General features: G+C 67.1%; 17 protein-coding genes and 1 pseudogene. 8 read left to right on the top strand and 10 right to left on the bottom strand.

What is annotated here, in order from left to right; translation table 11 throughout:
* Entirely contained in the window at positions 1–699 is a 699-nt protein-coding gene (locus AC5Y7D_RS00620; protein WP_499920508.1) for a haloacid dehalogenase type II, read from the bottom strand.
* 15 nt (positions 700–714) lie between these two features.
* Here AC5Y7D_RS00620 and AC5Y7D_RS00625 point away from each other — a divergent pair, with 15 nt between their 5' ends.
* Positions 715–1,086 (top strand): YidH family protein, encoded by a 372-nt coding sequence (locus AC5Y7D_RS00625; RefSeq protein WP_499920510.1) that lies wholly within the window; start codon positions 715–717, stop codon positions 1,084–1,086.
* Entirely contained in the window at positions 1,083–1,403 is a 321-nt protein-coding gene (locus tag AC5Y7D_RS00630) for a DUF202 domain-containing protein (protein WP_499920512.1), read from the top strand. The genes AC5Y7D_RS00625 and AC5Y7D_RS00630 overlap by 4 nt, the downstream gene beginning before the upstream one ends.
* 13 nt (positions 1,404–1,416) lie before the next feature.
* On the opposite strand, the gene AC5Y7D_RS00635 is transcribed toward AC5Y7D_RS00630, so the two are convergent.
* The 3 genes from AC5Y7D_RS00635 to AC5Y7D_RS00645 all read right to left on the bottom strand — a co-directional run bounded on the left by AC5Y7D_RS00635 (position 1,417) and on the right by AC5Y7D_RS00645 (position 4,023).
* Positions 1,417–2,958, bottom strand: a complete 1,542-nt coding sequence (locus tag AC5Y7D_RS00635; protein ID WP_499920514.1) for a serine/threonine-protein kinase — start codon at positions 2,956–2,958, stop codon at positions 1,417–1,419.
* Between the two features lie 49 nt (positions 2,959–3,007).
* Positions 3,008–3,268 (bottom strand): hypothetical protein, encoded by a 261-nt coding sequence (locus AC5Y7D_RS00640; protein WP_499920517.1) that lies wholly within the window; start codon positions 3,266–3,268, stop codon positions 3,008–3,010.
* A 71-nt stretch (positions 3,269–3,339) separates the two neighbouring features.
* A complete protein-coding gene (locus AC5Y7D_RS00645) occupies positions 3,340–4,023 on the bottom strand; it encodes an Rv3717 family N-acetylmuramoyl-L-alanine amidase (protein ID WP_499920938.1) in 684 nt (227 codons plus the stop codon).
* Between the two features lie 207 nt (positions 4,024–4,230).
* Here AC5Y7D_RS00645 and AC5Y7D_RS00650 point away from each other — a divergent pair, with 207 nt between their 5' ends.
* Positions 4,231–4,701 carry a nitroreductase family deazaflavin-dependent oxidoreductase gene (locus AC5Y7D_RS00650; protein WP_499920519.1) on the top strand — a complete coding sequence of 157 codons (471 nt, stop codon included), beginning with the start codon at positions 4,231–4,233 and terminating at the stop codon, positions 4,699–4,701.
* Positions 4,702–4,712: 11 nt separating this feature from the next.
* Here the strand turns inward: AC5Y7D_RS00650 and AC5Y7D_RS00655 are convergent, their stop codons facing one another.
* The 3 genes from AC5Y7D_RS00655 to AC5Y7D_RS00665 are packed head-to-tail and all read right to left on the bottom strand — an operon-like array spanning position 4,713 to position 6,099.
* Positions 4,713–5,060, bottom strand: coding sequence for a type II toxin-antitoxin system PemK/MazF family toxin (locus tag AC5Y7D_RS00655; protein WP_499920940.1), 348 nt, complete (start codon positions 5,058–5,060; stop codon positions 4,713–4,715).
* Positions 5,047–5,274 carry a ribbon-helix-helix domain-containing protein gene (locus tag AC5Y7D_RS00660; RefSeq protein ID WP_499920521.1) on the bottom strand — a complete coding sequence of 76 codons (228 nt, stop codon included), beginning with the start codon at positions 5,272–5,274 and terminating at the stop codon, positions 5,047–5,049. Before AC5Y7D_RS00660 ends, AC5Y7D_RS00655 begins: the two co-directional genes overlap by 14 nt.
* A 45-nt stretch (positions 5,275–5,319) precedes the next feature.
* Positions 5,320–6,099 (bottom strand): hypothetical protein, encoded by a 780-nt coding sequence (locus tag AC5Y7D_RS00665; protein ID WP_499920523.1) that lies wholly within the window; start codon positions 6,097–6,099, stop codon positions 5,320–5,322.
* 173 nt (positions 6,100–6,272) lie between these two features.
* Between AC5Y7D_RS00665 and AC5Y7D_RS00670 the strand changes: the two genes are divergently transcribed.
* Complete coding sequence (locus tag AC5Y7D_RS00670) at positions 6,273–8,240, top strand: serine/threonine-protein kinase PknD (protein WP_499920525.1); 1,968 nt, start codon at positions 6,273–6,275, stop codon at positions 8,238–8,240.
* 6 nt (positions 8,241–8,246) lie between these two features.
* On the opposite strand, the gene AC5Y7D_RS00675 is transcribed toward AC5Y7D_RS00670, so the two are convergent.
* Positions 8,247–8,372 (bottom strand): hypothetical protein, encoded by a 126-nt coding sequence (locus AC5Y7D_RS00675; RefSeq protein WP_499920981.1) that lies wholly within the window; start codon positions 8,370–8,372, stop codon positions 8,247–8,249.
* On the opposite strand from AC5Y7D_RS00675, the pseudogene AC5Y7D_RS00680 reads away from it, so the two are divergent.
* The 3 genes and pseudogenes from AC5Y7D_RS00680 to AC5Y7D_RS00690 all read left to right on the top strand — a co-directional run.
* Positions 8,325–8,609 (top strand): annotated as a pseudogene (locus AC5Y7D_RS00680) (GMC oxidoreductase); the annotation flags it as partial. The gene AC5Y7D_RS00675 and the pseudogene AC5Y7D_RS00680 overlap by 48 nt on opposite strands.
* Before the next feature lie 80 nt (positions 8,610–8,689).
* Positions 8,690–10,270, top strand: coding sequence for a serine/threonine-protein kinase (locus AC5Y7D_RS00685; protein WP_499920527.1), 1,581 nt, complete (start codon positions 8,690–8,692; stop codon positions 10,268–10,270).
* 162 nt (positions 10,271–10,432) lie between these two features.
* Positions 10,433–10,600 (top strand): hypothetical protein, encoded by a 168-nt coding sequence (locus tag AC5Y7D_RS00690; RefSeq protein WP_499920529.1) that lies wholly within the window; start codon positions 10,433–10,435, stop codon positions 10,598–10,600.
* Between the two features lie 16 nt (positions 10,601–10,616).
* On the opposite strand, the gene AC5Y7D_RS00695 is transcribed toward AC5Y7D_RS00690, so the two are convergent.
* Together AC5Y7D_RS00695 and AC5Y7D_RS00700 are read right to left on the bottom strand one after the other, a co-directional pair.
* The gene (locus AC5Y7D_RS00695; protein WP_499920531.1) at positions 10,617–10,883 is read right to left on the bottom strand and encodes a hypothetical protein; all 267 of its coding nucleotides are present in this window, start codon (positions 10,881–10,883) and stop codon (positions 10,617–10,619) included.
* A 93-nt stretch (positions 10,884–10,976) separates the two neighbouring features.
* Positions 10,977–12,650, bottom strand: coding sequence for a DEAD/DEAH box helicase (locus tag AC5Y7D_RS00700; protein ID WP_499920533.1), 1,674 nt, complete (start codon positions 12,648–12,650; stop codon positions 10,977–10,979).
* Between the two features lie 85 nt (positions 12,651–12,735).
* Here AC5Y7D_RS00700 and AC5Y7D_RS00705 point away from each other — a divergent pair, with 85 nt between their 5' ends.
* Entirely contained in the window at positions 12,736–13,503 is a 768-nt protein-coding gene (locus tag AC5Y7D_RS00705) for an alpha/beta fold hydrolase (RefSeq protein WP_499920535.1), read from the top strand.
* Positions 13,504–13,510 lie beyond the last annotated feature (7 nt).

Raw genomic sequence — 13,510 nt, forward strand, 5'->3', positions numbered from 1 at the left:
TCACCCTACGAGCTGATCCGCCAGATCGACGAAATCACAAGCGTTGACGCCGAACTCGTCCTCGTAGGCGACGTCAGCCACACCGTCGGTCCCGAACTCCAAGGGGCGGGCGACGAAGGCGGTTTGGAACCCGAGCCGGGCAGCGGCGCGCAGGTCGTACTTGTGGCTGGCCACCATCATGATCTCGGCGGGCGAAAGCCCAAGGTAGGCGGCGGCCATCCGATACGCGGCCGGGTCGGGCTTGAAGGCTCCGGCCATCTCCGCGGCGAAGATCGCGTCCCACGGCAGGCCGGCGCGCTTGGAGATGTTGATTACCGTGCTGACGTCGGCGTTGGACAGCGTGGCCAGGATGAATCTGTTGCGCAGTCGGGCCAGTCCGGGCACCGTGTCCGGCCAGGGCCGCAGGCGCTGCCACGCCAAAGTGAGTTCGTCGCGTTCGGCGGCGGTCAGGCTAGTCAGGCCGGCCTCGGCGAGGACGGTGTCCAGTACGCGCCGGTAGACCGAGTGCACCGAAACCCAGGCGCCGTGTTTCGGCGCGGCCGCCAAGGCGGTGAAGTACCCGGCCCGCCACCGCCGGACCAGGTCGGGCCAGTCGACCCCGGCCCCCCGGCCGGCGCCGATCCGGCGTGCCTCCTCGCACACCGTGGAGTGGAAATCGGTCGCGGTTCCCTGAACGTCGAATAGCAGCGCCTTGAGCACCCGACCGAATCTACGATGTGCACCGTGGCCCATGACGAGGACGTCGAAGAGCAGGAGCCCGACTACCGCTTCACCCTCGCCAACGAGCGAACCTTCCTGGCGTGGCAGCGCACCGCGCTGGGCCTGCTCGCCGCCGCGGTGGCCCTGGTGCACTTCGTCCCCGAGCTCGTCGTAGTCGGCGCGCGGCGAATGATGGGCGTCGGCCTGGCCGCGCTGGCAATCTCGACCAGCTGGACCGGCCTGCAACGGTGGCGCCTGGCAGATCGCGCCATGCGCCGCGGGCAGCCGCTCCCCCGGCACCCGTCGCCCGGGCTGCTCGCCATTGGGCTCATCGTGCTCGGAGTGATCGCGCTCGCCATGGTGCTCACCAAAGTGGTCATGGGTTGACCGGCCCGACCGGGCCCGGCGGGCCCGCCGAACGGACCACGCTGGCGTGGACGCGCACATCGTTCGCCTTCCTGGTCAACGGGGTGCTGCTGGCGCTCAAAGACGTCCATGGCGCCGGCCAACGATTGGGCGCCCTGCTGCCGGCCGGGGTGGCCTGCGCCGCCGCGCTGATCACCTACGTGATCGCCCGGCGCCGCCAGCACACGCTGGCACAGCGCCCGCTACCGACCCGGATCACCGCCCGTCGCCAGGTCTACATCGTCGGATACGCGGCCTTGGCGCTCACCATCACCACCGCGATCGCCCAACTGCTGTAACGGTTTTCGCTTGCTACCAGAGATACACGACGGCATCTTTGCCGCCGGTGCACCTGATCCAGGGATTGCCGCCGTCGCCCGCACACTGCATCAGGAAGTTCACCGTGTTCCTCGGATCGCAGTTCGCGCCCGGAACGGTGAAACAGTCGACGGATCCCGGGGACGACACCGTGCGCGCGCCATTGGTGGCGTTCCCGTAGGTATCCCAGTAGGCGTGCAGCACGGCGTTGGCGAAGTAGCACGACGTCTGCGGTGAGCCGCGCCCGCCGTGTGATCCGTAGCCGGTCGCGTCGGTCATCTGAAAACCCTGGTCGCAACTTTGGTGGCCGGTGCTCTGGTCCGGGCCGGTCACCAGGGGCGGCGAGGCATTGGACGGCCGCGACGGGATCGGTTCCGGCGCGGCGGAGGAGGTGTCGCCCGAGTACGGCGGGATGGTCGGCGGCACGGTCGGCGTCGAGGCGGCCGGCGAGTCATCCTTCCTCGCCTGCAGCCCGACGATCAGGCCGATGCCGCCGAGTACCAGCACCGCGCTCACCCCGATCACGAGGAGAGCCATCCAGCGCCGCCGCGGTTTCGGCGGCGGGCCGCTCGGTGCCCTGGGCGGTGGCCCGGACGGCGGCAGGGTCTGCGGGTAAATCTGCTGCAACGGCGGCTGTTTCGACGGTGGTGGCGGCGGCCAGTAGGCGGGTCGCGTCGGCGACTCGGGGGGCGGGTCGATCGCGGTGCGCACGCCGCTGCGCAGTGCCCGCTCCGCGGCCCGCCCGAATGCCCCCGCACTGCCGTACCGGTCGTCGGGTTCCTTGGCCATACCGCGCGCGATGACCTCGTCCAGCGCTGCCGGAACCCGCGGGTCGGCCCGGCTGGGACGCGGTGGTGGTGTCGAGATGTGCGCCGCGACGAACCCGCCCTGGGAGTCGGCCGGAAACGGTAGTTGGCCGGTTAGCGCCTCGTAGAGCACGCAGGCCAGCGAGTAGATGTCGGCGGCCGGGGTGATGTCCCGGTCGGCGAATCGTTCCGGCGCCATGTACGCCCAAGAGCCCACGCGCATATTGGCGGCCGTGAGCCGGGTGTGCTCACCCATGGTTTCGGCGATGCCGAAGTCGACCAGATAGGCGAAGTCGGCCGGGGTGACCAGAATGTTCTGCGGCTTGACGTCGCGGTGCACAAGTCCTTCGGCGTGCGCGGCGTCGAGTGCGGCGGCGATCTGGGTGACGATGGTGACCGCCCGTGCCGGCTCCAGTGGCCCCCGCGCCAGCAGGCCTTCCAGATCCCTGCCGCGGACCAGGCGCATGTCTATGAACAGTGAGCCGTCGATCTCACCGAAGCCGTGGATCGGAATGACGTGTGGCTCCTGCAGCGTTGCCGCCGCGTGTGATTCGCGCTCGAAGCGGGTGCGGAATTTGCGGTCGTTGGCGTACTGGCTCTTGATGATCTTGAGTGCGACGGTCCGGCCGATCTGGTTGTCGTAGGCCTCGTAGACCTCGCCCATGCCGCCTTTGCCGAGGACGCCGGTGATCGTGTATTTGCCGAAGGTCGTGCCGACACGTTGGTCCACCGTTTAAGCCTTCCTCCTGTAGGGATTATGCGGCACGTCGCCGCGATGTCTACCCGTTCCCCGGGCACTGCCCGGCGGGCAGCCGGGCAGTGGGAGCGGTTAGCCAGGCGGCGACCTCGTCGAGGGCGCGCCTGCCGCCGTCGCACGATCCCCGATGTCGGCTCGGCGGCAACGGCGACGGCGAGTTTCCGGCATCGACGACACCGACCTGCCGCGCCAGGCCCCGGCTTTGTTGCGGCTCGATCTGTCCCATCAGACCGAAGCTCGGGTCGTTCTGCTTGTTGCAGAACGCATTTACGATGAATTGCACCTGATCGGCCAGCGACCATACGGTTTGGCCGAAGGCGGCGGGCGAGTTGCGGAAGGCCGCTTTGCGGACAGCTAGCCCGCCTTGGCCTGGAGATAGGCGACGATCCCTTGGGTCACGGCGGCGGCGTATTTGGCTCGGCCGTCGGCACTTTCGAGCTGGGCAGCGTCGTCGGCGTTCTTCATGTTGCCCAGTTCCACGAGGACGGCCGGGTACTGGGCCAGGTTGAGGCCGGCGAGGTCGGCGCGACCGTACAAGCCGTCGGAGCCGACGTAGTTCGACGGCGGGAAGCCGGCCGCAAGCAGAGCCGAGCGCATCGCATTCGCCAGTTGCATCGCAGCGCCCGATTGCGCGTCGTTGAGCGGCGGACTCGAATAGTTCACGTGGAAGCCGCGCCCGGAGGCCGGACCGCCATCGGCGTGGATACTGACGATCGCATCGGGATGCATGGCGTTCGCGCGGGCGGCCCGGTCGTCGATGCAGGGCCCGACCGAGCCGTCGTCGGCCCGGGACAGCTGGGTGTTGACGCCCAAGTTGTTCAGGTTGGCCGCGACCATGTTGGTGACGTCCCAGGTGAACGCGTGCTCGGGATAACCGTCGCCGGCCGCGGTGCCTGAGGTGTTGCACGGTTTCGTGCCGCCCCGGCCGTTAGGGACCTGCTGATTGATCGAGGAGTCGGCGACCGCGTTGTGACCCGGGTCGAGGAAGACGCTCATCCCGGCGATGCCGGCGGCCGAGGCGGGCGGGACGGTGACCATAACGGCGACGAGCAACGGTGCTGCGGCCGCGCATTTCAGCACGTCACGCCTGGAGAGTCGGCTCACCGCGCGATGGTAACAACCGCGTGGGGCGTTTTTCACCCGCGGCGTCGCGGTGCGCGCCGAAATTGCCGTCATGGCTCGGGTCGATGCGCGATCACGACCACCGCGGCAATTTCGACGGCGCCCGCGTGCTATGACCACACGATGCGAATCCGATATCTGCTCCGGCCGGCTATTGCCCTCGGCCTGGCAGTGGTAGGGGGGCTGCGGTGGTTCGCTCACAATCGGCAGTCACTGCACGACGATGACCGGTTCCGCACAATCTTGAAGGCGTACAACACCGTTACCCGCCGTATCGCCGGGTCGCGGGGGTCGACGCTGGGCTTGCTGACGCACGCGGGGCGGCGCAGCGGGCGACTTTTCCACACGCCGGTGGCCGTGCACCCCTACCGCGACGGATTTCTGGTCCCGTTGACCTACGGCCCGGCCACCGACTGGTACCGGAATCTGTCGGCCGCCGGCGGCGGGACTCTGACGTGGCAGGGGCGAACCCACCAAGTTGAACGGCCTGCGGTGGTATGCGGTCCCGAACTCTTGCGCACGTGGCCGCTCACCTCGCGAATCACGTTGCGGATCATGGGCGTCCACGATTTCGTATACCTGCATCGAGCTTGACCGGCCGAACGTCACAAGTCGAGATGCAACCGCAGAGCGTCATCCAATTGTGCCAACTCAGCCGCCGAAACCGTCCCGATTCGACGGCGAAGTCGTTGCATGGCAATGGATCTGATCTGCTCGGCCTGGGCCTTGGAGTCAACAGCCAGACCGGTGGTACCGGCCGCCAAGAACACCTGAAATGGGTATATCGCGGCGGCGTTGCTCGTCACCGGCACCACCGTCACCACCCCACGTCCAAGGCGCAATGCGGTCACATTGGCCCGATCATTGCTCACCAAGACCGCCGGACGAATTTGGTCTGCCTCGCTACCACGGGCGGGATTGAAGTCGACCTGCCATATCTCACCGCGCAGCATCGCCGATCCCGTCCTCGGCGGCGTCATCCCACTGATCACCGCCGCCAGCCGACCACTCCTGCCAAGCGCTGCCGTAGTCCTCTTCAAGCGAAGGATGGCGCAGCGCGCGGATGGCTCGCTGTACCGCTGCTGACCGGGAGGGCAATCCCGTCCGTTTGACATATTCGTCCAGCACGCGGACATCGTCCTCGGACAGACTGACACTCAGCTTCATACGCGAATGCTACCGGAGTAGTACTCGGGGAGGAGCGGCGTGAGTCTAGGGCCCGATCCGCGCGATTGCCACCTGCGCGAAGCGCTTCAACACCTCGCACGACCCGTTGCCCTGGATCACCTGCAACAGCCGATCGCCGCTGAGCAGCACGAGCAACGTGGTCGACGGCGGTGTCGTCGTGGGGTCATCGACGCAGGCCGCTTTGACGCCCACGCCGTCGACAGCGGTGCTGCGGCGAGACTCCAGCGCGAACTGGGAGGCCGCGTCGACCGGAAACGCGCCCGGCACCTGCAGGTCGACTTCCACGCCGTCCCCCCTATCGCCGGACCTGTTGTAGATGCAGGCGGTGTCGACCGATCCGGTCTGATCGCCGTAGGGCTCGGCGCTGACCTGTCCGCCGATCAAGCCGTGGGCTTCGGTGACGCTCACCCAGTCGCACGGCCGAAACGCCGGCGGTGCCATCGGGTCGAGTTCGGCGAGTTCGACCGTCACCGCTTCGTGGCGCCCGGTCGGCGTGCCGGCGCCCGGTGACATGGTCACGATGCGATAGGCCTGCTCGGCGGGCCGGGCCGGACTGTGCAGCGGGTCGGGTCCATCCGGCGCGACGCTTCGGACGTTGTCCCAACACCCGAGTGCCCCGTCTTTTGCCTGGTAGAGCAGTCGCCCGAGCACGTTCGGCAGCGGCCGCGGCCAGGTCTGCGCCTCGCACAGCTGCGGCATCGTCGTCGGCCCCGGACCTGCCGTCACCGCGGGCCGGGCCGGGTGCACTGAGCAGCCCGCCGGCAACGCCATCGAGGCGACGACGAAGAGGATGACCGCCTTCACGCCGACCAGTCAACGCGACTCCCGCGCCTACCAAACCCAAGATCGCCCATGAACTTCCCATCCTGCTGCCAGAATGGTTAACGGACGGCAAACGCGCGGCCAACCTGGCGCGACCGCAGGCCGGGTGAAATGCTGGGATGGTCACGGGCGCTCGCGTTACAGTCTGGGCGGCAGTGACGGTTGTTGGAGGGTTGTTGCAGGAAACTTTGTTCGGCAAGTACCGGCTCATCGAGTTGATGGGCCGGGGCGGCATGGGCGAAGTGTGGCGTGCCTATGACGCGGACACCGACCGCGTCGTCGCCCTGAAGATTCTGCCCTCGGCGGTGTCCAACGACGAGGTTTTCCAACAGCGGTTCCGGCGTGAAGCCCATGCCACGGCACGGCTGAACAACCCCCACCTGATTCCCATCCACACCTACGGCGAGATCAACGGGCGACTCTACGTGGACATGCGGTTGATCGAGGGGCGCGACCTGCAGGCGGTGCTCAACGAGGGGCCGCTACCGCCGGAACGGGCGGTAAGCATCATCGACCAGGTTGCCAAGGGATTGCACGCCGCGCACCGGGCACGGCTGCTGCATCGAGACGTCAAGCCGTCCAATGTTCTGCTCGACCACGACGACTTCGCCTACCTGATCGATTTCGGTATCGCGCGCGCCGCCGACGACCTGTCATTGACGGCCACCGGCAACTTCATCGGCACCTACCACTACATGGCCCCGGAACGATTCACGGTCGGAGCAGTGGACTCCCGCTCGGATATCTACTCGCTGGCCTGCGTGCTCTACGAGGCGCTGACCGCGCAGTCGCCCTTTCCCGGCGACACGTTGCAGGAACAGATCACCGGTCACCGCTCGGCCCCACCGCCGCGACCGTCGAACACCAATCCGGACATTCCGGCGAGCTTGGACCAGGTCATCGCCCGAGGCATGGCCAAGAATCCCGAGGCTCGCTACGACACCGCCGTGGAACTCGCGCGTGACGCCCGCAATGCGCTCACCGCGACGGCGGTGCAATCCACCATCCGGATGCAGCCGGTCGCCCCCGTCTACACCAACCCGCTCCCCCGCCCCGACCCGGGCTGGCGGCAACCGCCGCCACCGCGGCAACCACCACCGCCGCCGCCGCGGCCGCCGGCACCACCGCCGCCCAGGCCGCCGACACCCCCGCCGGCGCCGCAGGACATCCACCCGACGATGGCGCGGCCGGTGGTCTCCGGGGTCTCGATTCCCAGGCCGGAGCCGTCGATCGTCCGGCCCGCCCCGCCGCCGCCGTCACGGGCGCGGCCCTGGTGGCGCCGCAAGGCGGTCGCCGCCGGTGCCGTGCTCGCCGCGATTGTCACCGTGGTCGCCATCGTCCTGCTGGGCAGCTCGGGGTCGAAGAGCGACTACGAACAGGTGACGTTGCCGTTCACCGGACTGCGCGACCCACAGGGCCTGTCGGTGGATATCGGTGGCACCGTGTATGTCGCTGACACCGAACACAATCGGATCCTGGCGTTGTTCGCCGGCACCAAAGAACCCCATACCCTGCCGTTCGACGGGCTCAACCTTCCGACCGGTGTGACTGCCGACAACACCGGCACCGTCTACGTCAACGACGCCGGCAACAAGCGGGTGCTGGTGCTGCGTCCCGGCGCGCAAACCCAAGAGGTGCTGCCCTTCACCGACCTGGTGAACCCGACCGGCCTGACCGTCGACAGCAGCCGCACCGTCTACGTCGCCGACACCGGCAGGAACCACGTGGTGGCACTTCCGGCCGGTTCGACCACGATCACCGAGGTGCCGTTCAACGGTCTGAACAATCCGACCGGTCTGGTGGTCACCGGCAATGGGACCGTGTATGTGGCCGACGGCGGCAACAACCGGGTCCTGGTCTTGCCGGTAGACACCAAAAAGCAAGCGGAACTGCCCTTTTCGGGCCTCAAACAGCCCGGCGGTCTGACGCTCGACGCGCAGGGCAACGTGTATCTCAACGACACGGGCCACAATCGCACGCTCAAACTGGCGGTGGGATCCTCGAAGCAGGAGGAGTTGCCGTTCACCGGCCTCGACTATCCGTGGGGGTTGTCGGTCGACAACAGCGGCACTGTCTACGTCGGCGGGCGCAACGACAAGATTGTGGCGCTGCGGCACAGGTAGCTCGAGTCAGCCACCCAGATTGCGCACCGCGTTGTCCAGGGTTTGCGCCTGTTCGGCCAGTTCGCGGTCCGACAACTCCGAACTTCCCCGGAGACCGGCGTCATCGACCCCTACCACCGGATATACGGACATCCCGGGCTGCATGTGGTTGACGGGTAGGCCATCTCGGCCACCATCGCGGTCAATCCGTCGCTGACCATCACCGCGCAGGCCGAGCGGGCGATGTCGTTCTGGCCGAACAAGGGTGAGGAAGAGCCGCGGCCCGCTGTCGGCTCGGAGTATCAGCGGCTGGTGCCGGTCGCGCCGGCGCGGCCGGTCGCGCCGGGGGACGCTCCGGCCCCGCCGCGGTTGCCGGTGGTGGAGCGCTGAGGCGGTTCGCCGCGGAAACGCCTGCGGCCTGTCAGACCTCCGTCGCATACTGACGAAAGGGAGGAAAGGCAGGGTTTGCCATGAAGTCACTGGTCGGTGAAACCTTCGGCAAATACGAAGTCAGTCGGCTGCTCGGTAAAGGCGGCATGGGCGAGGTCTACGAGGCGTTCGACACCGACAAGCGCCGCGCCGTCGCGCTGAAGGTGCTCCCCGACGAATACGCCGAGGACCAAACGTTCCGCGAGCGCTTCCTCCGCGAGTCACACGCCGCGGCGATTCTGCAAGAGCCGCATGTGATTCCGATCCACGATTGGGGCGAGATCGACCACACGCTCTACATCGACATGCGGTTGGTGCAGGGCAAGACCCTGCACGACATCATCGGCAAGCGGCCCGTGACGCCGGACCGAGCTGTTTCGATCGTCGGGCAGGTCGCCGCGGCGCTGGACGCGGCGCACGCCAACGGGCTGATCCACCGCGACGTCAAGCCGCAGAACATCATCGTCACACCGGACGACTTTGCCTACCTGGTGGACTTCGGCATTGCCGAGGCCCGCGGTGAGGCTCATCTGACTGTGACGGGCTATCAGGTGGGCAGCTTTGCCTACATGGCGCCCGAGCGACTCGACAGCGATCAGCCGGCCACGTCGGCGGTCGACGTCTATGCGCTGGCCTGCGTGCTGTACGAGGCGTTGACCGGGCGGCCACCGTTCGTCGGTGGGCATCAGCAAGTGATTGCCGGTCACCTGTCGGCGCCGCGGCCGCGGCCCAGCCAGGTTCGGCCGGGTGTGCCCGCGGCCATCGATGCGGTGATCGCACGGGGCATGGCCAAGGAGCCCGACGATCGGTACGGCAGCGCCGGGGCATTGGCTCGGGCGGCGAAGCGTGCGCTGGCGGCTTCCGATTCGGCCGGCGCGGATACCGTCTACGGGCCGCAGTACCGGCCGCCGCCACCACCGCCGTATTATCCTTCTCCCCCAACGGTTCCCCCGTATCCGCGAGATGACTCGCGGCGATATCTGGTGCCGACGCTGGTCGCGGTGGCGGCGGCTCTGGTCGTTGTTGCGGTTGTGCTAGTGGTCGTTGTCGTCGGAAATCGGAAGTCCGGCCCGGACACTCCGACGGTCGCCTATCCCACGACAGGGCGGCCGACGTATCAGCCGTCATACGAACCCAGTTTGTCACCGACCCATCAGCCGACGACGCCAACATCGGCGCCGTCGACGACGGCGCCCGCAACGACGCGGCCTTCGGCGATCACGACGACAGCCTCAGCGGCGGTCCAGGAGCCCGAGCTGCAGTTGCGTCAGATCGCGAACGGTGATCACGCCGTTGTGGCCAGCCAGATCGCGGACCGCTGGGTTCCTCAGCTCAGCTCCAAGCGCCCCGGAACTCTCGAGGGTGGCGTCCGTTGGGACAACGGGATGGCGCTGCAGGAACACCTGCAGCTGCGCAAGCTGTACAACGCAAGACTGCTGTGGTCGGGCGACTGGTCGACATTCTCGGAATCGAATTACTGGGTCACGATCGCCGGCTACACCTTCGACAGCGCCAAGGGAGCGCTGATGTGGTGCAGCAGCAAGGGTTTTGACCGGGACCACTGTATTGCGAAGATCGTGAGCACGACGCATGCGGTGGCAGGGAGTACGGCGTACAACTGACTGGTCCGACGCCGCAGTTTGTTTGCACGACAACGGCGCTGACTCTCAGCCTGGCCGACAGCGCGAGAACCGACTTGGTCCCCGGCTCATCGAGTCGCGCGAATACCTACGCGTCGTTCTGCCCGTCGGCGGAGGACACCGTGCTGTTCGTCGGTTTCCGGGATGATCGGGAACCGTCTCACTTTGCAGGGGCCGGCCCGCAAGTGCCGCATGCGCTTGACCGTGGCCCCGGTAGTCGAGACCATCGTGGTCAATCAGCCGGCAGCCGATTTCCGTGCCGGTACGACCCTTGCCACCCCAGCAGTGCACATCAACAATGCCGAGCGCTAGCGCCGGCCGGCAGAACCTACGTACGTTTGACGGCCCGGATCGTGATGTTCTGCGCCGAACACAACCGGCAGGTCAGCGGGCGCACCTTGAGCCGGATCCGGGAGATCTGTAATGCCTTCTTGCAGAACGGGTACCGGCAGCCACAGGACAGGGTGATCCACCAGTCCGCCGGATGCTCTGCTTGACTGCAGAACTTCTGGCAGATGCACGGAATCTCCGTGTCGAAATCCAAGGCCGACAAAATCTCGAGCTCTGGCAGAAGCGAGCTCCCCCGGGCGGTCATGAGATGGAAGGGTAAAGCTGTAGTTGAGACTTTTGAGTGAGGCGCGCGCACGGAAACCCAAATTGCCGGGAACACCCGCGCGACGGCTCGCCCCTACGTCGGCGACAGCCCCAGCCGGCGGGCCAGATCCGGCCCGCCCACTGCACGGATGAATTCGGGATCCCCGCACACCACCAGCTGATCCCGGGCCCTGGACAGTCCGACGTAGAGGCGTTCCCGTGAGCGTTCGAACGCCGCCTGCTCGTTGACGACCAGCACGATCGCCCGCCGCTCCAGTCCCTTGAAACCCAGGACGTGACCGTAGAAGACCTGCTCGGCGTCCCAGAAGCTGTCCCAGTAGGCGGCATTCCCCGGGGCCTGACGCTCCTTCTGCTCGGGGTGTCGGCTGCCCGTCGTCAGCAGCGCGACGTCTTCCGGACGCCATCCTTCGTCCAGCAGCAGCTCGACCTCGTCGTCGCCGACATCCATCGCGTCGTAGCGCGAACAGGCCACGAACTTCACGGCGGGCCCGTCGCCGCCCAGGAATCGCATCGGGTGATCGACGAGCGGCTGGAACGCCGTCGCGATCTGCTTCGTGTTGCGCACGTTGTGGTCCAGGATCAGCGGCACCAGCGGAACCGGCGGGGAGCCGTGCCGGCTGAAGACCCGCTGCCCCTCATCGCTGAAGACGTAGAGTCCGCCTGATTCCTCGTCCCTCAGCGCCGCGAGCAGCGGGTCCCACCAGGCGTCCGCGAAGTCCTGCGCTTCGTCGACGACGATCGAGTCATAGCGGTGGCCGGGCTCCAATTGTGCTGCGAGCTCGACCATCTGCCGCGGCAGGTCGTGCTCCCAGAATTGCACGGTCTGCTCGGTGCGCAACGATTCATCCGGGCCTTCCGGCGCTCCCCACAGGACTCCCAGGGCATGGAACTCACCGACGTAGGCGGGTCGCTGGCGTCGGGGCCAGGCGGCACTGACTCGCTCGAGGTAGGAAGCCAGGCCGTGGGAGTAGCACACCAGGGCCACCCGCTGGCCTCGCTGTGCGAGGCGGCGCGCCTGTTCGACGGCCAGGAAGGTCTTACCGCTGCCGGCGCCGCCGCGCACCTCTACCCGGTGGATGAGCCGGATAGCGTCCAGGATGACCGACTGATGCTCGGTGAGCGTGTCCGCGGTGTCTTCATTTGCCAGGGCACGGGCCACGACATCGCGTTGCGGCAATCCCCTGCCGCTGAGCACCAAGCCGAGTTGACCGATCCCTTCTCCGGTGAGCCATGGCCGGTCGAGTTCCTGGCGGAGCAGGATGCTGCGCAGTCTGTGGAGCAGGGTAGGCAGATCGGTGCGGTCGATGATCTTCCAGCGGGGGCATTCCGGAAGCGAAAAGCCTTCCGGGAGCTCGACATTGGGCAGGACGACGACATGGTCCCAGCGCAGCCGTCCCAGTGTCCAGCGCGGGTCGCTCTCGACGTAGCTACGCAGGGCGTAGCAGGCTTCCCGGGCTTGGCGGACCGGCTCGATGTGGACCCGCTTGCCGCCGCGGATCTGACACCAGCGCGCGCCGTCGTGCCACACCTCGCCACCCTTGACCTCCAGGCAGGCGATGCCGGCGCCCTCGAGTGCGACGACGAAGTCGACCTCGTGGTCCTTGAGATGGTCGGTGACGCGCTGGCCCGGGACCACCAGATCGCCGGGCTGCAGTTGGTCGGTCAGCGCGTGATACACGCACCGTTCGGCGCCGTTGGCCAGGCGCGGGGTCATGCCGCGCGGCCCCCTCGGCTCAGTTACCGCCATTCCACGATTGAACAACGCGGCGGTGACAGGTGGCCATGGCCTCGCCGCTGCCCGGCGCTTCCGCAACTGGCGCTAATCTCACGTCATGCCCATGCTCGAACATGACCGAGGCCACGCCTACTACCGGCATTGGCCCGCGGCAGATCCCCGAGCCGCCATCATTTTCCTGCATGGCTTCGGCGAACATACCGGGCTCTATCACCGCTACGCTTTCGCGCTCAATGCCGCCGGCATCGACCTGTGGGCCGTCGACCAGTTCGGGCACGGGCTCACCGGCGGCGAACGCGGTGACATCGTTTCGCTCGAGACCTCCGGTGAGTTGGCCGACGCCCTGACTGAGCTCGCCGAACGCCATCGACCCGATTTGCCGCTGATCGCACAGGGACACTCGTTCGGTTCCGTCGTGACCTTATGTCGACTGCTGGACATGAAGGACCGCTATCGGGCCGGCGTACTCTCGGGTGTGCCCATCGCCCCGATATCCGAATTGTCGGACGCGGCAGCTGCTTTCGACCTCGATCCGGCGTGGCTGTCGGCCGATCCGTTCTATCTCGATTCACTGGAGAACGACCCGCTGGCCTTCGTCGACGCCAACGGGTCGGCACTGTTCCGCGAACTCGACAGAGCCTGGAACCGATTCCCGTCACAGCTGCCGGAGTTGGCCGTCCCGACGCTGGCTCTGCACGGCGAGGCCGATCCGGTGGCACCCATCGGACCGGTGCGTGCCTATGCTGACCAATTAGAGGCTTTGCAGCTCAAGGCATTTCCGGGTGGACGTCACGACATCCTCAACGAGACCGTGCACCGTGAGGCCGCGGCCGCGGTCATCGAATTCGTGCACGCTTGCGCGTGAGAAGCAT

It is taken from the genome of Mycobacterium sp. NGS49 (genome assembly GCF_059812565.1).

Excerpts from the sequence above, each read along its gene's own strand:
- AC5Y7D_RS00625 (WP_499920510.1), top strand. The coding sequence starts at position 715 with ATGTGCACCGTGGCCCATGACGAGGACGTCGAAGAGCAGGAGCCCGAC.
- AC5Y7D_RS00645 (WP_499920938.1), bottom strand. The coding sequence starts at position 4,023 with ATGGTCACCGTCCCGCCCGCCTCGGCCGCCGGCATCGCCGGGATGAGC.
- AC5Y7D_RS00650 (WP_499920519.1), top strand. The coding sequence starts at position 4,231 with ATGCGAATCCGATATCTGCTCCGGCCGGCTATTGCCCTCGGCCTGGCA.
- AC5Y7D_RS00655 (WP_499920940.1), bottom strand. The coding sequence starts at position 5,060 with ATGCTGCGCGGTGAGATATGGCAGGTCGACTTCAATCCCGCCCGTGGT.
- AC5Y7D_RS00660 (WP_499920521.1), bottom strand. The coding sequence starts at position 5,274 with ATGAAGCTGAGTGTCAGTCTGTCCGAGGACGATGTCCGCGTGCTGGAC.
- AC5Y7D_RS00675 (WP_499920981.1), bottom strand. The coding sequence starts at position 8,372 with ATGTCCGTATATCCGGTGGTAGGGGTCGATGACGCCGGTCTCCGGGGA.
- AC5Y7D_RS00685 (WP_499920527.1), top strand. The coding sequence starts at position 8,690 with ATGAAGTCACTGGTCGGTGAAACCTTCGGCAAATACGAAGTCAGTCGG.
- AC5Y7D_RS00690 (WP_499920529.1), top strand. The coding sequence starts at position 10,433 with ATGATCGGGAACCGTCTCACTTTGCAGGGGCCGGCCCGCAAGTGCCGC.
- AC5Y7D_RS00695 (WP_499920531.1), bottom strand. The coding sequence starts at position 10,883 with ATGACCGCCCGGGGGAGCTCGCTTCTGCCAGAGCTCGAGATTTTGTCG.
- AC5Y7D_RS00700 (WP_499920533.1), bottom strand. The coding sequence starts at position 12,650 with ATGGCGGTAACTGAGCCGAGGGGGCCGCGCGGCATGACCCCGCGCCTG.
- AC5Y7D_RS00705 (WP_499920535.1), top strand. The coding sequence starts at position 12,736 with ATGCCCATGCTCGAACATGACCGAGGCCACGCCTACTACCGGCATTGG.